This is a genomic window from Paenibacillus sp. MT124 (assembly GCF_058792755.1).
In genome coordinates this window covers 4,350,879-4,369,779 of sequence record NZ_CM179500.1, presented here as the reverse complement: position 1 = coordinate 4,369,779, position 18,901 = coordinate 4,350,879, and the positions used below count along the sequence as shown (strand labels likewise).

The following is an 18,901-nucleotide window of genomic DNA, read 5'->3' as shown; positions in this document are numbered from 1 at the left end:
GAAATTGAATATGATTAACGTCACCATTTGGAATGAGTTTGTCCATGAGAAAATTCACGATGAAGTAAGGGAAGTCTATCCGGACGGATTGCACCGGGCGCTGGCAGACGGACTCGGCGGCGAAGGATTTGCGATTCGGACAGCTACACTGGATCAGCCTGAACACGGCTTAAGTGATGAGGTGCTGAATTCCACAGATGTGCTGATATGGTGGGGACATATGGCACATGATCGTGTAAGCGACGAGGTCTCACAGAAGGTTGCACAGCGAGTACTGAACGGCATGGGATTGATTGTTCTGCATTCCGGGCATTTCTCCAAACCGTTCAAGGCCTTGATGGGCACCAGTTGTGATCTGAAATGGCGTGTTGCTGACGAGCAGGAGATCGTATGGTGTGTCAATCCTTCTCATCCCATTGCGGATGGGATTGAAGGCAAGATTGTACTTGAAAAGGAAGAAATGTACGGTGAATTCTTCGATATTCCGGTACCCGATGAGCTCGTGTTCGTAAGCAACTTCCAGGGTGGGGAAGTATTCCGAAGCGGCTGTACGTTCCGTCGCGGCGAAGGCAAAATCTTCTACTTCCGTCCAGGCCATGAAACGTATCCGACGTATTACAAGCCGGAAATTCTGAGAGTGATCAGCAATGCAGTAAAATGGGCATATCCTGCCCGCAGCTTCAAGCCGCAATTTGGCAAGAGCGAACCTGTAAGACCATTTGGTGGCGTGCTGGTCTAGGCCGCAAAAGTAGTATCTGATGGGCAAATGAAACGTATACCTAAGAACCCTTCTCCGAGTCAAGTATGACTGTGGCAGTTGGGTTCTTTTTGGGTAAGATAGGTACATGGGAGTTATACGATATTTGCCATGGTTCATCGAATCGTCCTGAGGTATACTTGTTGTATAGTCAAATTGCAAAGAAGCCTATTAAATTTTAACTTTTTTACGGCAGACGTTTTCTTTGTGACGTAAATGTGTTATTATGAAATATACTAACTAAATGTAAGTTCAGTGATCTCTAAAGAGGTGATTAATGTGGAAGGCCAAGATTTACGGATGTGTCCGCGTTTTGAGACGGCATTCTCGTTTTTGGGCAAACGCTGGAACGGTCTGATTATTCAAACGTTGATGAGTGGGTCTAAGCGATTCAAGGATATTTCCAACCTGATTCCGTCAATGAGTGACAAGATGTTATCTGAACGGATGAAGGATCTGGAGAGTGAAGGTATTCTGATTCGTCATGTTTATCCCGAGACGCCGGTTCGTATTGAATACGAGCTAACAGAAAAAGGGAAAGCTTTGCAGCCTGTCATGAACCAAATTCAGGATTGGGCAGAGCAATGGGTAGATTAAACGATTCATATGTCCAGGCTCAATGATGTGACCTGACAACAGAGAGCTCTTGATTTCGATGAAATCAGGAGTTTTTTGTCTTATATGCTTACTTAGTCATCATGGCTTGTCTGTTCAATATACAGGAATGTAGAAATAAACCACCTTTTTCCTGCAGGCCTTGCACATATTGACAGAAGTTATAGTATAATTTAAGAAAAATGGCCGCAGGCGGCCGGAGCGAGGAGGCCACTTGTCATGAGAGAAGAAAGCTTATCCCGTGAAGTACGCTACGGCAAGCAAGATATTGCGGAACTTGAGAGCGCATCCATTCAGGTTCATCTGATTTACAAAAAAGCTGCGGAACTGTTTAAATATTATTTTAATCCCCGCGTGGGTAACCAGGACCCAGGGGAAGCAGTTCCACTTGGAAACAGCAATGGGCAAGAACTGGCTCCGGTCGTCCTGCAAAAGTGGATTCAGACATCGTCAGGCTGGAAATGCATTGGTTGTGAAATAAGATACCCGGGGTCTGTGCAGGATAAGCTGGATGATGATTTTCCACGTGGCCAGCTTACTGGAGCTTCCGGGAAACGAAGATATGTAAAACCCGAAATGCTAATTCAAGCCATTGTATGGTCCCAGTATGAAAAAATCAGGCTGCTGGCACCGTGGCTTGGTGATGAAGCTTTTTATACCACACAAGAGCTGGATGTCATCGCCCGGTACATTGTACCGACATACTTCTCAGAGCGTCCCCTGCATGAGCAGGGCAAGCTCTACAAGATTCACCATCCGTACAGTAAGATCCCGCTGTATCAGGAATACGTAACAGCTCCTACATTCTGTGTACAGATGGATGGAGAGCTGCTCGAAGGGCGACTTTTGACAGGTGTGTATGTGTCGGAGGAACAGTTCCATGGGCTTAATCCGTACCTGAAAAATGGGGACGGGGGCCGGACTTATATGCAGGCGTGTGTTCAATAGAGGGGAATTAAATATAAGGGTTGAACGATCCGAACGAAGGAGCCCGCAAGCGGGCTCTTTGTGCTGCAGGATGGAATATGGAAGAAAAGTAACGGCATTGACACTTTTTTTGGATGAATATTGTGCCATAATAGAGGTTATGGACAACAGGGTGAAGATTTTAAGCAGGGTGGTGTTACCGACATGATGAAGAAGTTCCCCGGTTACATCGGTTTATGTTTGCTTATCATGGCAATTCTAGCCGGATGTACAGAGACACAGCCTTCTGAACAGCCGGTGGTCAAGGAGACCGATACTTCCAATACCATTACCGTTGCTGTCGATGGAAGCACTTTTTTACCTGATGCAACGAAGTCGATCAAGAGGGATTTTAGTGAAGGACTCACGCTTAAGAAGGCGCTATTGAACAGTGGTCTGGTTGATTTTACGGCCGACGGCAAGCGGATTCAATCCGTAGGGGAAGTTTCACTTGATTCCTCGCTAAGCTGGGCAGTTAAGCTAAACGGCAAGGATATTGATCCGGAAAATTGGGGCATGGAGCTTCATGCCAAGGATGAAGTGATCATTTACGTAAAAGCCGCCGACAGTACAGGAGAAGGTGTTGCATATCAGACAACCCTGCTCAAGATCAGCGGCGGCAATATTATGCCAGACCTTAATCGTCAATATGCGGGTGTCTATATCAAGGAGTGCACGGTTCGCGATGTACTTAAGTCCAGCGGCATCGTCAGAATGTCGGAAAATAACAAATACGTCGTTTCGGTTGAAAATGTTGTTCCACGCATGAATCAGCGTTGGGTGATCATGGTGAATGACAAGGAACTGATGGAAAACGGTTTGGATATGAAGTTGAATCCACGGGATGCGGTTAAATTACAGTTAACGGCATCTTAAACATAAACATAAAGCCCGCACCTCTTTAGGAGGACGGGCTTTTTTCATGTCACTTATAGATTAAGCTCATTACCGGAAGGTGATGACTTCAAGTGCTTAATGCTTAGATGCGGCAGATCTCATTGGGACATAATTCACAATGACAGATGCCTTGGAGCATCTTCAGGTCCTTGATAACAATCATGCCGTTATCATATTCAATGGCATCTTTTTTGCGCAAATCGCTAAGCATGCGGTTCACACTTTCGCGGGTAGCTCCAATCATGTTGGACAGATCCGTGTGGGTAATTTTTTTATGAATAATCACGTGATCGCCGTGGGGCTCGCCATAAGAATTGGACAATCGGATCAAGGTGGAACAGAGCGCACCAGGTTTGCCGTATAACATGAGGTCACGAAATTTGGTTTGGGTTAAGCGGTGATGAATGCCCATCCATTTCATAAAATCAATGGCGAAGTCACAGTGCTGACAGATCAGCATTTCCAGGTCTTTGTGCTCCAGTACACCGATTTCACTGTCTTCCAGCACTTCCGCCGAGAAGGTATGCTTGGAACCGAAGAACGGATCTGCCTGACCAATCATATCACCGGACTGGTACATGTACATGATAAGCTCTTTGCCTTCATCCGTGGATTTGGTGATCTGGGCACGGCCCCTTTTCATATAATAAAGTTTGTCGGACACATCACCTTCCCAATACAGGTGGGTCCCTTCAGGATAGGTACGGTCTTTCATGGTTACGAGCAGATGATTGAAATTCACTTCCGAGAAACAGTTGGTATTGCCGCGTTTTTCCATGACACTCAGTTGTTCTCTCATAAGTCTATCTCCCCTTTGTATCCACCGGAGGGGGATTACATTCATGCTGCAGTCCGCGCTCCGTGGTTCGCCGCAACCGTTACCGTCCTGATTAGGGTCAATTCCGCAGGGGAGGACGGTACAAATTGCGGTGGTTCAATTTTTAAGTTCAGTATATACCTAATCTTACCGTTTGAGGGGCATGGAAAGGGGGCAAAAATGGCGAAATTTCAAACATTGTGATTAAATTCACTTTGGAGAGGGAAGGCTGCATTTGACAGCTATATATTTTAAATAGGAAGTGAAAATGACCTTCAGAAGGAACTCCAAAAAACTTAAATTAAATTTGTTATACTTTGTGAAAAAAATCACATAATTAACCTTTTCGACATGTTACGATGTGTACGTAAAGAAGAGAGACAAACCAAAAAAACAATACGAACCTTTAGGAGGATGAGGGAGATGGCTGTAAAGAACGAAGTCGCCCCAGTAAAAGAACCGACAGCAGGTCAGTATATTCAAACGTTAATTGACAAAGCGAATAAAGCACACGCAGCATTCATGTCCATGGATCAAAAACAGATTGACCGCATCGTGCAAGCCATGGCACTGGCAGGTCTGGACAAACACATGATGCTTGCCAAAATGGCAGTGGAAGAAACCGGCCGCGGAGTGTATGAAGATAAAATCACCAAAAATATCTTTGCAACAGAATATGTGTATCACAGCATCAAATATGACAAAACCGTAGGCGTGATTGAAGATAACGAGTATGAGAGCTTCCAGAAAATAGCGGAGCCTGTAGGCATTATCATGGGTATTACACCGGTGACTAATCCGACATCCACGACGATGTTCAAAGCGTTGATTTCCATCAAAACACGTAATCCGATCATCTTTGGATTCCACCCTTCCGCTCAGAACTGCAGCCGCGAAGCCGCCAAAATTCTGCTCGAAGCTGCGGTGAAGCATGGTGCTCCGGCCGACTGTATCCAGTGGATTGATGATCCTTCCATGGACCGCACGAATGCACTGATGAATCATAACGATGTGGCGCTCATTCTGGCAACGGGTGGATCAGGCATGGTACGCGCAGCGTACAGCTGTGGTAAACCGGCACTGGGCGTTGGACCAGGGAACGTACCTTGCTTTATCGAGAAAACGGCAGATATCAATCAGGCTGTAACGGATCTGATCTTGTCCAAGTCATTCGACAACGGTATGATCTGCGCCTCCGAGCAAGCGGTCATCATCGAAGAACCGATCTTCGATCAGGTGAAAAAGAAAATGATTGCGAACGGGTGTTATTTCGTCAACAAGGATGAAGCTGCGAAATTGACAGCAGGTGCCATTAATGCGGAGAAATGTGCGGTTAACCCGGCGATTGTCGGTCAATCGGCAGTAACCATTGCGCAAATGTGTGGAATTGAGGTTCCGGCTGGTACCAAAATTCTTGTAGCAGAGATTGAGGGCGTCGGCACCAAGTTCCCGCTGTCTGCAGAGAAATTAAGTCCGGTACTGGCTTGTTACAAAGTAAAAACGGCAGCTGAAGGGATTGAGCGTGCTGCGGAAGTGGTTGCCTTTGGCGGCATGGGTCACTCCTCCGTTATTCACTCGAATAATGAAGAAGTCATAAGCAAATTTGCGGATCGTCTGCAAACGGGACGGATTATCGTGAATTCGCCATCGACACACGGCGCCATTGGGGACATCTACAACACGAACATGCCGTCATTGACTCTGGGATGCGGTTCATATGGCCGTAACTCGACCTCATCGAATGTCACTGCCGTCAACTTAATTAACGTGAAAAGGGTGGCTCGCCGTACCGTGAATATGCAATGGTTCAAAGTGCCAAACAAAGTGTACTTCGAAAAAGGAGCAACGCAGTATCTGGCCAAAATGCCTGATATTACTCGCGTAGCCATCGTTACGGATGCCATGATGGTCAAACTGGGCTATGTGGAAAAAGTGGAGCATTATCTGCGTCAACGCCAAATGCCGGTAGCAATCGAAGTATTCTCGGATGTTGAGCCCGATCCATCAACAACAACGGTAGACCGTGGTACAGAAATGATGCGCCGCTTCCAGCCTGACTGCATTATCGCTCTTGGTGGTGGATCACCAATGGACGCTGCCAAAGCCATGTGGTTGTTCTACGAATATCCGGACACGGACTTCAATGATCTGAAGCAAAAATTCATGGATATCCGTAAACGGATCTACAAATATCCGCGCCTTGGATCAAAAGCAAAATTCGTAGCGATACCGACAACATCGGGTACAGGATCGGAAGTAACATCGTTTGCCGTAATCACAGATAAAAATCTGGGCAACACCAAATATCCACTGGCAGACTATGAGCTGACTCCAGATGTAGCCATCGTAGACCCTGAATTCGTCTATTCACTGCCAAAAACAGCGGTTGCAGATACGGGTATGGACGTACTGACACATGCCATCGAAGCGTATGTATCGGTTATGGCCAATGATTACACCGATGGTCTGGCGATCAAAGCGATCCAGCTGGTATTCCAATACCTGGAGCAATCGGCGCTGCAAGGTGACAAACTGGCACGTGAGAAAATGCATAATGCTTCGACGATTGCCGGTATGGCTTTTGCTAACGCGTTCCTGGGCATTAACCACAGCTTGGCGCACAAATGGGGCGGACAGTATCACACCGCACATGGACGTACCAATGCAATCCTGATGCCGCACGTCATTCGTTATAACGCGAAAAAACCGACCAAATTTGCATCATTCCCGAAATATTCGCACTTCGTAGCAGATGAGCGGTATGCTGAAATTGCCCGAATTCTGGGATTGCCTGCACGTACTACAGAAGAAGGGGTGAACAGCCTCATCAATGCAATTCGCAAACTGAACAAAACACTCGGTATTGAGGAATCGTTCCAGGAAATCGGATTTGATGCCAAGGACTTTGAAGCTCACGTGGATTACCTGGCCGATCGTGCTTTCGAAGACCAATGTACAACCGCCAATCCAAAACTGCCGCTGGTGACTGAACTGGCAGACGTTTACCGCAATGCCTTCTACGGACGGTTTGAATAAACAGTATCGTTAACAAGCAAAAATGAGTTTAAGGTTTAGGCAATAGGTTCAGGGTTCCCCGAAAGGGGAGCCCACATTGCCGTCCTTTTGTCGATGACGGAATCCTTTGGGGATCCGTTGAACGGTTTGGTATTCACACATTAACGGAGAGGACAGAAAAAACTGAAGAAGCGAAGCGCTCGCCTTTATCAATGGATTTTTCCAATTAGAATAAGAAATGAAAAAAATCCAGTGATAACAGCGATCGGAAGTTGTTCTGGCCCGCGCAGTGGCTAAGTGTGAATAATTATTGGGTTCATCATGATCCTGCGATGGTGAAGTGAGGAAGTTCACTAACTTTGTGATAAAAATCACAGATGGTGAAACCCGCAAGACGTATACTGAAAATGTAAGAAAAACATCCATCCCGCGGTTCCGGTTCCCATGTAGAGAGAACGTGTTCCGGCTGATATGTGAAAAAGTTCACATTAATCGCGGCTCTGGGCACAGATGAGACGATTTTGCTGCACCCTGTCATGTGTCCGGAAATCCAAATTTGTGGAGGGATTACTATGTCGGTGATCGAAAAAGACGTAAAACAACAAACAGGCTGGAGAAACTTTACCAAAGGCACATGGACCAAATCCGTGGATGTGAATGATTTCTTGGCACATAACCTGTCTCCGTATTATGGGGATGAGTCATTCCTCGCAGGGGCAACACAGAATACGAAAGACCTGTGGGACATCGTATCCGATCTGACTAAAAAGGAACGGGACAACGGCGGCGTACTGGATGTGGACGTAAATACTCCGGCAACGATCGTGTCTCACGAACCCGGGTATCTGGATCAATCCAAAGAGCAGATCGTCGGTGTGCAAACTGATGCTCCATTCAAACGCTCCATTCAGCCAACAGGCGGAATTCGCATGATGATTGATGCATGTCAGGCTTACGGCTTCGAAATGCCTCAAGAAGTCATTGATATATTTACTAATATTCGCAAAACACATAATCAGGGTGTATTCGATGCGTATACATCCGAGATGCGTGCAGCACGCAAAGCAGGTATCATTACCGGTCTGCCTGATGCTTATGGCCGTGGCCGGATCATCGGCGATTACCGCCGGGTTGCTCTGTACGGGGTGGACTTCCTGATCCGTGCCAAAAAAGGAGAATTGAACGCTCTTGAAGTGGATGTCATTGATGAAGATGTCATCCGTCTGCGTGAAGAATTATCCGAACAAATCCGGGCTCTGCAGGAATTGAAGCAGCTGGGCGAAATGCACGGCTTTGATATCTCCCTGCCGGCTACCACAGCGAAAGAAGCATTCCAATGGCTGTACTTCGGTTACCTGGCTGCCATCAAAGAGCAAAATGGTGCGGCCATGTCCCTTGGACGTGTATCTTCATTCCTTGACATTTACATTGAACGTGACCTGCAGGAAGGTCATCTCACCGAGGAGCAGGCTCAGGAACTGGTTGACCATTTCGTCATGAAGTTGCGGATCGTCAAATTCCTGCGTACACCGGACTACAACGAGCTCTTCAGCGGTGACCCGACATGGGTAACCGAGTCCATCGGCGGGATGTCCGTGAACGGGGAAACACGCGTAACGAAAAACAGCTTCCGTTTCCTGCACACGCTGCACAATCTGGGACCCGCACCGGAACCTAACCTGACCGTACTCTGGTCTACCAAACTTCCGGAGGCGTTCAAAGAGTATTGCAGCAAAGTATCCATTGAAACCAGCTCCATCCAGTATGAGAATGATGATCTGATGCGTCCAATCTACGGAGATGATTATGGTATTGCGTGCTGCGTATCGGCGATGAAGATCGGTAAACAAATGCAGTTCTTCGGCGCTCGTGCCAACCTGGCGAAAGCACTGCTGTATGCGATTAATGGTGGACGTGACGAGAAATCCGGAGCACAGGTCGGACCGGAATATCCGGCCATTACAAGCGAAGTGCTGGATTACAATGAGGTCATGAAACGGTTCAAACCGATGATGGAATGGCTGGCTAAACTGTACATGAATACCCTTAACGTGATTCATTACATGCATGACAAATACAGTTATGAACGGATCGAGATGGCTCTGCATGACCGCGATATCGTACGCACCATGGCCTGTGGTATTGCCGGCCTGTCCGTTGCAGCCGACTCCTTGAGTGCAATTAAATATGCAAAAGTTAAACCGATTCGTAACGAGCAAGGAATCGCCGTTGATTTTGAAATTGAAGGAGACTTCCCTTGTTACGGTAACAATGAAGACAGTGTCGACAGCATTGCGGTTGAACTGGTAGAGAGCTTCATGGGCATGATCCGCAAACATAAAGCGTACCGCAATGCCATTCCAACCCAATCTGTATTGACCATTACATCCAATGTGGTGTACGGCAAAAAAACCGGTACAACACCGGATGGACGAAAAGCAGGCGAACCGTTTGCTCCAGGTGCCAACCCGATGCATGGACGTGACAAAAAAGGAGCTCTGGCATCCCTGGGTTCTGTAGCCAAATTGCCTTACGAACACAGCCTGGACGGTATCTCCAACACATTCTCGATTGTGCCTAAAGCGCTCGGTAAAGAGTCCGATACGCGCAAATCCAATCTGGTTGCCATGATGGACGGTTATTTCGGTCAAGGTGCTCACCATCTGAACGTGAACGTGTTCGATCGTCAGCAGTTGATTGACGCCATGGAGCATCCTGAAAATTATCCACAATTGACCGTTAGGGTATCCGGTTATGCCGTAAACTTCATCAAATTGACGCGTGAGCAGCAGCTGGATGTCATTAACCGGACCTTCCACGGTTCGATGTAATAAAACGGTAAACAGGAGTAGATCACCATCATAAACGCACAGCGGATGCGGATACAGAAAGGAAGAGGCAGCATGGTTAACGGACATATTCATTCACTCGAAACTTTCGGGACGGTTGACGGCCCAGGCATCCGCTTCGTGCTTTTTATGCAGGGATGTCACCTGAAATGCCAATATTGTCACAACCCGGATACATGGGCGCTTGATGGAGGCCGGGATATGAGCGTGGAGGAAGTTCTTGCTGAGATCGAGCCATACTTGACCTATTATCGCAGTTCGGGTGGCGGACTTACGGTATCGGGAGGCGAACCGACGCTGCAGGCTCATTTCGTCGGCCAGGTTTTCAAGGAAGTGAAGCGGCGCTGGGGACTGCACACCACCCTGGACAGCAATGGCTATAATGAACCTGAGCGTATTCTTGACTTGTTGGACCATACGGATCTGGTCATGCTGGATCTGAAACATATCGATGATGAAAAGCATATCAAGCTTACCGGGAAATCCAATGAGAGAACACTTCGGATGGCCCGCTGGTTATCGGATCATGGCCGGAAAATGTGGATTCGGCACGTATACGTGCCAGGCATTCATGATGATGAACAAGATCTGCTTAACCTGGGACGCTATATCGGAACATTGAATGGTGTGGAGAAGTTTGAGATTTTACCGTATCACCAGATGGGCATATACAAATGGCAGGCACTGGGAAAAGTATATCCGCTCGAAGGCGTTCCGTCTCCTACCGAAGAAGAAGTGGAACGGGCTTATCGCTTGATTGAACAGGGGCGGAAAGAAACGACAGACACACTTGCTCGGGCAAAATGATCCATATCCATGGGTCCGATAGAAAATGAACCCACTCTTCAAACAGTCTTTGCGACAAACGTCGCAAGGGCTGTTTTTTGTTGCATTTTACATGAGGATTACGAAAAGGCTTGTTCAGTGAAGGATTTTATCCCCTTATTGATGAATTGTCATCCTTACGATGGTAGCTCCGGCTTTTTATAATCAGAGTGTAAAACCAAATGCGCAATATGCCGAGGAGGGTCAACGACGATGAAAAAAAGAATGATAATGCTGCTCTCACTGCTGCTGGTTACGTCCTGGACGCTGGCTGCATGTTCGGGCTCAGGGAACGAAAATCCGCAGGGAGCTTCTGGCTCCGAACCGGAGACGAGCAAGGAACCGGTGGAAATGCTGCTGCGTCACACCCAAGTAGGGGCGGATAAACAGAAACGGCTGGCCATTCTGCAGGACGTCGTCGACAAAGTGGAAAGTGAGGTCCCTAATCTGACCTTTACGCTGGACGGGGTTGAATCGGATGTAAACCGGAAGGAAAAGCTTCGCGGGGAAATGGCTGCCGGCAATCCACCGGATATTTTTGAACTGTTCGGCAGCCCGGACTCCAAAGTGTATGCCAAGGAAGGCATGCTGCTGGATCTGACACCGATTTTGCAAGAGCTGGGCATTCAGGATCAGTATACATCCCTTGAACCATTCACGTATGAAGGCAAAGTGTATGGACTGCCGATTGGTGGTTCAGGCGAAGGTTTCTTCTATAACAAAGAATATTTTGCAAAAAAGGGCTGGCAAGCACCAACGACCATGGCTGAGCTTGATAACATGCTGGCCGAGATCAAAGCGGATGGGAAAGTGCCACTTGCCTCTGCTTCCAAAGCGGGCTGGGTCCCGCTGATGTTGACGAATCATCTGTGGTCCCGTTATGCCGGTCCCGAGATTACTGCGAAGTTTGCAACTGGTGAAGCCAAATGGACCGATCCGGGTGTGATTCAAGGTTTTGCGAAGCATAAGGAATGGGTCGATAAGGGGTATTTCAAAAAAGGCGAGCTCGGCTTCGAATACGCAGAGTATACGACTCAATTCACAAGTGGTGAAGCAATATTGATGTATGACGGAACATGGAAATCATCAGTATTTAAGGAAGGACAGAGCGGGGAATCGTTGATCGGCAAGGTTGGATTCTTCAATATGCCGCCGGTAGAGAATGGCGTGGGAGATCAGACTTCCCTTATGCGTGACGTCAATAATGGATATGGCTTCTCGGCATCTGTAGCGGAAGATCCTCAGAAGCTGGAAGCGGTAAAAGCGTTCATCAAAAACTTCTATAATGAAGATATGCAGGTGCGTGGACTTGTGGAAGATGGAGTCCTTCCTGCCATGAAGCTGGATGAGAAGGTATTAACGGACAGCATTACCGACGAGCTGATGAAGGAAATCGTTGCTGTCCTGAATGCATCCCAGACATCATTCCCAGCCTTTGATGCGCTGGTACAGGCGGATGTGACCACCGAGATCAGCAATCTGCAGATTCAAAAACTAATTGGTGGACAGACCACGCCGGAGAAGATGGCGGAGGAGCTGCAGCAAGTTCAGGAGGAAGCCAACGCTTCTGTGGAATAATAGATCTACTCTACCTCAAGCTGCAACTGAAGTTACTGAAGGAGGCTGAATATGAATACTTCACTCCGCAGCCCACTCATTTACACGCTGTTTGTATTACCGGCATTGATCTTGTTTGTCATGTTTTTCCTGTATCCGATTGGCAGCTCACTGTACTATAGCTTGACCAGCTGGAATGGCGTTTCGACAGACCCACGATTTGTGGGTTTGTCGAATTACGCCAAGGCTTTAACCGATGAACGGTTTTGGATATCCACACGCAATAATGGCTTTTTTATCGGATTTTCCGTATTGATTCAGGTCCCACTGATTGTATTATTCTCATTGCTTATTGCCAATGTCAAACGATTAAAGGGAGTATACAAAACGGCTGTTTTTTTACCTTCCATTATGTCGACGGCAGTCATCGGTATTTTGTGGGGATTTATCTATGAGCCCAACATCGGGCTATTGAATCAACTGCTCAATACGTTTGGCATTCCGCCGGTGTATTGGCTTTCGGATAATCGTTTCGCGATGCTGTCCATTCTTGTGACCAATGCCTGGCAGTGGACCGGATTTTACATTGTCATGGTGCTGGCGGCCATTCTCGCCATTCCCCGTGACCTGGATGAAGCGGCAGCCATCGATGGTGCGACGGCAGTGCAGCGGGCCACCCGAATCACGCTGCCACTCATCAGGCCCATTATTTCGGTTGTCATCATGCTGTCCATTGCCGGAGCGATGAAGGCAGCAGATATTGTGCTTGTAATGACCAAAGGCGGACCGGCCGGCTCCACCGAGGTGCTCGCTACGTATATGATCAAATATGCGATTACCAATTTTAAATATGGATACGGCAATACGGTAGCGGTCCTGATCTTTGCTCTGACACTTGTGCTGACGGCTGTGTACCAACTGCTCGTGGCAAGGCACAACGAAAGGGTGGAGTATTGATGGTAAAGCATATACGAGCCAGTATTCCTCATGTGTTGTTGATGTTATATTTGATCGCTATTTTATTTCCCTTTTTATTCGTTATCTTCTCTTCATTCAAACAGGATAACAATGAGATTGCTCTTCATCCTTTTGGTCTGCCAACGAACTGGGTGTTTAGCAATTACGTGGAAGCCTGGGTCAACGCCAAGATTGGTACGTATTTCTGGAACAGCATGTACATTTCGGTGCTCTCTTCGGCAGGTACCATTATACTGGGCGCCATGTTTGCTTTTGCTGTAACCCGGATGAGACACCGCAAGTGGAGCCTGTTTCTCTATAGTCTTATACTGGCCGGCATGCTTATTCCGAACAATGCGCTCATGCTGCCCATTTATTTGCTCGTCCGCAAGCTGGGCATATTGGACACGCATCTGGCTCTGATTGTTCCCTATGTAGCGAATGCCATTCCTTTTACGATTATCATACTGGCTGCTTTTATGAGATCACTTCCCGGAGAGATAGAGGAAGCAGCGGTAATGGATGGCTTGAGGGCCCCAGGGATCTTTGCTAAAATAGTGATACCTCTTACAGTTCCAGCCATCGTTACGGTATTTATCGTGAATTTCCTCGGCAACTGGAACGAATTTTTGCTCGCCAATTATTTCCTATCTACAGATAAGCTGCGCACCCTGCCTGTAGGCATGGTCCAGTTTCGTGATCAGTACCAGATGAACTATGCCCAGATGTCCGCAGGAATTGTATATAGTGTTGTGCCTGTCATTGTTATTTACGCCATACTACAGGAGAAAATCATTGAAGGTGTGACCGCAGGCGGCGTCAAGGGTTGATGGCCTAAGCGGTTATTGGGGAGAACGGATATGAACTTGCGCATGAAGCTGGCCTTGGCATTTCTGCTGTTAATTATTGTACCGATGTGTGCACTGGGTATCGGGATGTTTCTGGTTACCTCACATACAATTGAGAAGAAATACAACCAACAGGCCGAATATGCCCTCCAGGCCATTAGTTACAATATCGAAAATGTTTTTCAGCAGATAAACAATGTCACGGATAACGGGATCGCCACGTCGGTATTTCAAATGGCACTTAACGCCAAAGATCCGACCAAGCAGGATCTCGGGACCGGTAATCAATTATCGCTCAATGCCAGCCAGCGCAATTTCCGATCTCTTCTATATAACTATCCGTTCATTAGCTATGCTTTCTTATATGATCTGCGTTCGTCCCAGAACAATCAGATCGTCTCCATATTTACCAAGGAAAATTTTGAAACGCTTCCTTTTCAGCAATTCAAGGTACACCCTTTATTTCAGGAAATCCATCAGCTTAATGGCGTGCCCAAATGGCTTGCCCCGCTTGAGTATCCCGAACTTACCGGTAACGATCCTGTCTTTACGCAGATCAGGTTAGTGAAGGAACTCAGTTATTTTCAAAATATCGGAATTCTGGTGGTACAAATCAAAAAGGGGGAGATCGATCGCATCTTCCGGCATTTGCAGATCAGTGATTCTGCTCAAAATACGTCCTTTCTATTAATTAATGAAGAAGGTTTGGTAGTCTATGACCCATCCGGGCGATACAGTGGGGAGAAGATGGAGAACCTCGGTGTGAACGCATCCAGTTATGGCCCTGGCTTCAGCAGCATCCGGACCGTATTTGATGGCACGGAGAGTATCCTGTCCCAGTATCATCTGAAAAACTACGGTTGGAGTTTAATCAGTGTCACCTCTTGGGAAGCGCTGTCGGCTGAAACGAACGTGTTTGCAGGCTGGTCGGTGATTATTATTCTGGTCTGTCTTCTTGCTGCGATGGTCTTCAACCTGTTTTTCATGAATCGGATAACCGGCAATATTGCGGTGCTGGTCCGTTTCATGCGGCGAGTCGAGGATGGTGACTTCAACGCACGGGTTGAGGGTAAGGGATTCGATGAGATGCAGCTTCTTGCCCATGGATTCAATGAACTGCTGGACAGGATTGGAAGTCTGTTTCGCCGTGTGCGGGCAGAGCAGCAGCAAAAGGCCAAGGCTGAACTGCGTGTGCTGCAGGCTCAGATCAAGCCACACTTCCTGTTCAATACATTGGAATCCATCAACGGGCTTGCGATGCGAGGAGAGGGACGGAAAGTCAGCGAAATGGTAAACCGTCTTGGCAATATTCTTCGTATCAGTATTCAGGATCAGGAAGAAATTCCACTGGGCGAGGAAGTAAGGCATCTCCAGAGTTATCTTGAAATTCAGCAATACAGATTCAGCGAATTGTTTACGTACGAAGTGGATATTCCTACTCATTTATATGCATCCTCCGTACTTAAACTGACCTTGCAGCCTTTAGTAGAAAATAGCATTCAGCATGGCTTCGAGGGTATTGAGTACAAGGGAGTACTTCGAATCAGTGCGTTTGAGCTCCACCATAATCTGATACTGCAAGTGGAGGATAACGGACTTGGCATTCCCCAGGAAATAATGGGGAGATTCGAATATATGGCAGAGGATCCTCCGGAACATTCGCATGCAAAGGAAGGGGAGCTTTCCCTATCCTCCATGGCTGAACGCCGGGGACTCGGCTTACGAAGTGTAGCGGATCGGATACGAATTCGATACGGGGCGGGATATGGCATATTCATATGTTCTGCTCCAGGACATGGGACAGTGATTCAATGCATAATTCCACGATATGAGCAGGGGGATGCCTAGATGAATCTGACGGCAATGATTGTTGATGATGAGCTGCCGATTTTGGAAAATTTGAGACTGATCCTGCCCTGGGAGGACATGGGGATTGAAATTACGGGCACGGCCAGAAGTGGAATAGAAGCACTGGATAAGGTGGCTGATTGCCATCCTGACATTATGCTGTGCGATATCCGCATGCCTACCATGGATGGTTTGGAACTTATTCGAATCCTGCGCGAGCGGGGCGAGTCATGTGAAATTATTTTGCTGACCGGATATCAGCAGTTCGAATATGCCCGAACGGCCATCCGTTACAATGTACATGAATACATATGTAAACCCATTGATTACTCGGATCTGGAGAACAAATTACGTGAGTTAACTGAACAAATTATTCAGAAGAGAGTAATTAGTGAGTCTGAACGCCATCGAAGTATAGAAATGGAAAACTGGATCAGGCACAAACATGTGACAGACTTGCTGCGGGGTGAAAAGGAAAACCTGGCATGCTTCCCCGTGCAATCCTCGGAAACGTTGCCCTCTGCTGATCGCTATGTCCTGATTCTTGTGGATGCAGAAGGTTATTTCCGCCATTCCATCGGATGGACAGCTGACCAGCATCAGCAGTGGCATGATGAAATTCATACCAATCTTAGAGATCTAACCGAAATAATCGAAGGAAGCATCATAACTCACGTCCGTAAGGGAGAATGGGGGATATTGCTCAAGGCTTCGCTTGGATGGGAGACCAGAGCAGATCAACTAGCTCAGCGTATTCAAAAGAGACTTAATGCCATCTTTGCTGTTGACTCAGCAATGAAGGCAAGGATTATTCTGGATGATACGCCCGTATGTCTGGACCACCAGATTATTGAGCGATACCGGCACTGTCAGAAACAAAGCACCTCGCGTCCTTCGGTTTCGGAATGGATCAAGTCCGCATGTGAGTATATGGATACACATCTGGATCATGATCTTGGCATAGATGAAGTAGCGGATTGGCTTGGTATTAGTTCAAGTTATTTTTGTCAGCTGTTCAAAAGCCATGTCGGGGTTACATTTGTTGAATATATGACCCAGAAACGGATGGAAACAGCAGCGATGTTATTGAGTACAACGGAATGGAGCATTACGTCAATTGGGGAAGCCACGGGCTATAAAGAGCGGCGTTATTTCTCCAAGGTATTCCATAAACATTTTCATATGAAACCGTCCGAATACAGGCAAAGCCATAGAATAGCCACTTCATTGGAGGAGGAAATGCATACATGAGCTCATGGGGACATTTCACACTGGAGCAAAAGGTGGGTCAGCTGTTTATGTGCGGCTTTCATGGACAGCAAGTGGACGAACAGATTACGCGGTTGATACAGGACTACCATGTTGGGGGTGTTATTTACTTCAGGCGCAACGTGGAAAGTGTGGAACAATTGACCCGTTTGTCTGCCGAGCTGCAGAGCTTGTCCGCAAAAAGCAGTGAGCTGCCGCTTATGATCTCGGTAGATCAGGAAGGCGGTATGGTTGCGAGAATTGATAAGGACGGGATTACCAGAGTACCGGGAAGCATGGCTCTTGGTGCAACAGGTCATCCGGACTATACGTATCAATGTGCGCGAATTCTTGGGGCTGAGCTTAAGCGGATTGGGATCGATATGAACCTTGCACCCGTTGTTGACGTGAACAATAACGTTCTTAATCCGGTGATAGGCGTGCGATCTTATGGGGAAAATGCCGAGAACGTCGCGGTCCATGGTGCGGCAGCCATTGCTGGATATCAGTCCAGCGGCATAGCTGCCACAGCGAAGCATTTTCCGGGGCATGGAGATACAGCCGTAGATTCACATCTTGGCATGGTAACGGTTCCGCATGAATGGCAAAGACTGGAGCAGGTGGAGCTGCGGCCTTTTCGCCGGGCCATTGAGGCAGGTGTGGATGCCATCATGACCGCACATGTAATCTTTCCGGCAATTGAACCTGAGCCTATTCCAGCAACGTTGTCCCGTAACGTATTACATGAATTGCTGCGCGAACAAATGGGGTTTAAAGGAATTATTATTACAGATTGTCTGGAGATGCACGCAATATCCAAACCATATGGGGTTGCGAATGCGGCTGTTCGTGCGGTTAAGGCGGGAGCAGATTTAATTCTGGTCAGTCATACCCTGGAGGAGCAAATTGCAGCTATAGATGCTGTGGTGGAAGCGGTCCGCCATGGAGACATCGACGAGCAGATCATTGACCTGGCGCTGGAGCGTGTCGTGGATTGGAAGCAAAAACGCTGCGGTAATCAATCAAGTGAACAATCGAGTGAACAAAATTCGTTTTCATCCGTTCCGGAGAATATGCTGTTAGATGAAATTGCTTGCAAGAGCATTACCGTAGTTCATAATGACGGTGTACTGCCATTAAAGCCTGAACAAAATGTGTTTGTTGTATGGCCTGAGGTTGTACAGCGAACAGAGGTAGATGAACCCTGGTCCCATTCGGATTCACTTGGGGTGGTGCTTGGACAATACAAAAATCATGTTCGTGAGCATAAGATAACAACACAGCCGTCATATGAAGAAGCAGAACGAATTACGAAAAGTGTAATGGAGGGAGAACAAGTCATTGTATGCACGTACACCTCGGCTGGGGTTCTTCCCAAAGGTCAGCGTTACTTGATTGAACGGCTGAGTGTAAACCATTCATTAATTGTTGTAGCTTTGCGTAATCCCTATGATCTGCTGGAAATACCCAGGCCGGGAGCTTACGTATGTACTTACGAAAATACACCTGCCGTGGTACGTGCACTCTCCTTGTTAATTACGGGTGAACTGAATCCGAGTGGAAGCTTGCCCGTCCGATTAAGTTAACTTTAAAGTGATAAAGACGGCCTTACTATTATGTGGTGATATTCATCCATATAATGGTAAGGTTTTTTTGTTGAATATATCATTTGAATCTTTGAATGATGATGAAATGATAACTA

General features: G+C 47.2%; 14 protein-coding genes. 13 read left to right on the top strand and 1 reads right to left on the bottom strand.

Annotated features, from left to right (window positions below):
- Positions 1 to 10 precede the first annotated feature (10 nt).
- The 4 genes from AC3RCI_RS19740 (at position 11) to AC3RCI_RS19725 (ending at position 3,214) form a co-directional block, all read left to right on the top strand.
- Positions 11 to 739, top strand: coding sequence for a ThuA domain-containing protein (locus AC3RCI_RS19740; RefSeq protein WP_127537906.1), 729 nt, complete (start codon positions 11 to 13; stop codon positions 737 to 739).
- A 318-nt stretch (positions 740 to 1,057) separates the two neighbouring features.
- Positions 1,058 to 1,354 carry a winged helix-turn-helix transcriptional regulator gene (locus AC3RCI_RS19735; protein WP_148565210.1) on the top strand — a complete coding sequence of 99 codons (297 nt, stop codon included), beginning with the start codon at positions 1,058 to 1,060 and terminating at the stop codon, positions 1,352 to 1,354.
- Between the two features lie 237 nt (positions 1,355 to 1,591).
- Positions 1,592 to 2,320, top strand: a complete 729-nt coding sequence (locus AC3RCI_RS19730; protein ID WP_492526048.1) for a hypothetical protein — start codon at positions 1,592 to 1,594, stop codon at positions 2,318 to 2,320.
- 183 nt (positions 2,321 to 2,503) lie between these two features.
- Complete coding sequence (locus tag AC3RCI_RS19725; protein ID WP_492526046.1) at positions 2,504 to 3,214, top strand: hypothetical protein; 711 nt, start codon at positions 2,504 to 2,506, stop codon at positions 3,212 to 3,214.
- A gap of 103 nt (positions 3,215 to 3,317) precedes the next feature.
- Here AC3RCI_RS19725 and AC3RCI_RS19720 read toward each other — a convergent pair whose 3' ends face one another.
- The gene (locus AC3RCI_RS19720; RefSeq protein WP_095290364.1) at positions 3,318 to 4,034 is read right to left on the bottom strand and encodes a Crp/Fnr family transcriptional regulator; all 717 of its coding nucleotides are present in this window, start codon (positions 4,032 to 4,034) and stop codon (positions 3,318 to 3,320) included.
- 441 nt (positions 4,035 to 4,475) lie between these two features.
- On the opposite strand from AC3RCI_RS19720, the gene adhE reads away from it, so the two are divergent.
- The 9 genes from adhE (at position 4,476) to nagZ (ending at position 18,785) form a co-directional block, all read left to right on the top strand.
- On the top strand, positions 4,476 to 7,088 hold the full coding sequence (gene adhE / locus AC3RCI_RS19715) for a bifunctional acetaldehyde-CoA/alcohol dehydrogenase (protein ID WP_492526044.1): 2,613 nt from the start codon (positions 4,476 to 4,478) through the stop codon (positions 7,086 to 7,088).
- 551 nt (positions 7,089 to 7,639) lie between these two features.
- Positions 7,640 to 9,898: a formate C-acetyltransferase gene (pflB, locus tag AC3RCI_RS19710; protein ID WP_492526042.1), complete on the top strand. Its 2,259-nt coding sequence runs from the start codon at positions 7,640 to 7,642 to the stop codon at positions 9,896 to 9,898.
- A 72-nt stretch (positions 9,899 to 9,970) separates the two neighbouring features.
- Positions 9,971 to 10,723 carry a pyruvate formate-lyase-activating protein gene (pflA, locus tag AC3RCI_RS19705; RefSeq protein WP_492471550.1) on the top strand — a complete coding sequence of 251 codons (753 nt, stop codon included), beginning with the start codon at positions 9,971 to 9,973 and terminating at the stop codon, positions 10,721 to 10,723.
- A gap of 231 nt (positions 10,724 to 10,954) precedes the next feature.
- Positions 10,955 to 12,319 (top strand): ABC transporter substrate-binding protein, encoded by a 1,365-nt coding sequence (locus tag AC3RCI_RS19700; protein WP_492526040.1) that lies wholly within the window; start codon positions 10,955 to 10,957, stop codon positions 12,317 to 12,319.
- Between the two features lie 51 nt (positions 12,320 to 12,370).
- Complete coding sequence (locus AC3RCI_RS19695; protein ID WP_095359303.1) at positions 12,371 to 13,255, top strand: carbohydrate ABC transporter permease; 885 nt, start codon at positions 12,371 to 12,373, stop codon at positions 13,253 to 13,255.
- Positions 13,255 to 14,085 (top strand): carbohydrate ABC transporter permease, encoded by an 831-nt coding sequence (locus tag AC3RCI_RS19690; protein WP_336780677.1) that lies wholly within the window; start codon positions 13,255 to 13,257, stop codon positions 14,083 to 14,085. The genes AC3RCI_RS19695 and AC3RCI_RS19690 overlap by 1 nt, the downstream gene beginning before the upstream one ends.
- A 30-nt stretch (positions 14,086 to 14,115) precedes the next feature.
- A complete protein-coding gene (locus AC3RCI_RS19685) occupies positions 14,116 to 15,951 on the top strand; it encodes a cache domain-containing sensor histidine kinase (RefSeq protein WP_492526039.1) in 1,836 nt (611 codons plus the stop codon).
- Positions 15,952 to 17,202 (top strand): response regulator, encoded by a 1,251-nt coding sequence (locus AC3RCI_RS19680; protein ID WP_492526038.1) that lies wholly within the window; start codon positions 15,952 to 15,954, stop codon positions 17,200 to 17,202.
- Positions 17,199 to 18,785 carry a beta-N-acetylhexosaminidase gene (gene nagZ / locus AC3RCI_RS19675; RefSeq protein WP_492526036.1) on the top strand — a complete coding sequence of 529 codons (1,587 nt, stop codon included), beginning with the start codon at positions 17,199 to 17,201 and terminating at the stop codon, positions 18,783 to 18,785. The genes AC3RCI_RS19680 and nagZ overlap by 4 nt, the downstream gene beginning before the upstream one ends.
- Positions 18,786 to 18,901: the final 116 nt, after the last annotated feature.

Excerpts from the sequence above, each read along its gene's own strand:
- AC3RCI_RS19720 (WP_095290364.1), bottom strand. The coding sequence starts at position 4,034 with ATGAGAGAACAACTGAGTGTCATGGAAAAACGCGGCAATACCAACTGT.
- AC3RCI_RS19695 (WP_095359303.1), top strand. The coding sequence starts at position 12,371 with ATGAATACTTCACTCCGCAGCCCACTCATTTACACGCTGTTTGTATTA.
- pflA (WP_492471550.1), top strand. The coding sequence starts at position 9,971 with ATGGTTAACGGACATATTCATTCACTCGAAACTTTCGGGACGGTTGAC.
- AC3RCI_RS19690 (WP_336780677.1), top strand. The coding sequence starts at position 13,255 with ATGGTAAAGCATATACGAGCCAGTATTCCTCATGTGTTGTTGATGTTA.
- AC3RCI_RS19725 (WP_492526046.1), top strand. The coding sequence starts at position 2,504 with ATGATGAAGAAGTTCCCCGGTTACATCGGTTTATGTTTGCTTATCATG.
- nagZ (WP_492526036.1), top strand. The coding sequence starts at position 17,199 with ATGAGCTCATGGGGACATTTCACACTGGAGCAAAAGGTGGGTCAGCTG.
- AC3RCI_RS19735 (WP_148565210.1), top strand. The coding sequence starts at position 1,058 with ATGTGTCCGCGTTTTGAGACGGCATTCTCGTTTTTGGGCAAACGCTGG.
- AC3RCI_RS19685 (WP_492526039.1), top strand. The coding sequence starts at position 14,116 with ATGAACTTGCGCATGAAGCTGGCCTTGGCATTTCTGCTGTTAATTATT.
- AC3RCI_RS19700 (WP_492526040.1), top strand. The coding sequence starts at position 10,955 with ATGAAAAAAAGAATGATAATGCTGCTCTCACTGCTGCTGGTTACGTCC.
- AC3RCI_RS19740 (WP_127537906.1), top strand. The coding sequence starts at position 11 with ATGATTAACGTCACCATTTGGAATGAGTTTGTCCATGAGAAAATTCAC.
- AC3RCI_RS19730 (WP_492526048.1), top strand. The coding sequence starts at position 1,592 with ATGAGAGAAGAAAGCTTATCCCGTGAAGTACGCTACGGCAAGCAAGAT.
- pflB (WP_492526042.1), top strand. The coding sequence starts at position 7,640 with ATGTCGGTGATCGAAAAAGACGTAAAACAACAAACAGGCTGGAGAAAC.
- adhE (WP_492526044.1), top strand. The coding sequence starts at position 4,476 with ATGGCTGTAAAGAACGAAGTCGCCCCAGTAAAAGAACCGACAGCAGGT.
- AC3RCI_RS19680 (WP_492526038.1), top strand. The coding sequence starts at position 15,952 with ATGAATCTGACGGCAATGATTGTTGATGATGAGCTGCCGATTTTGGAA.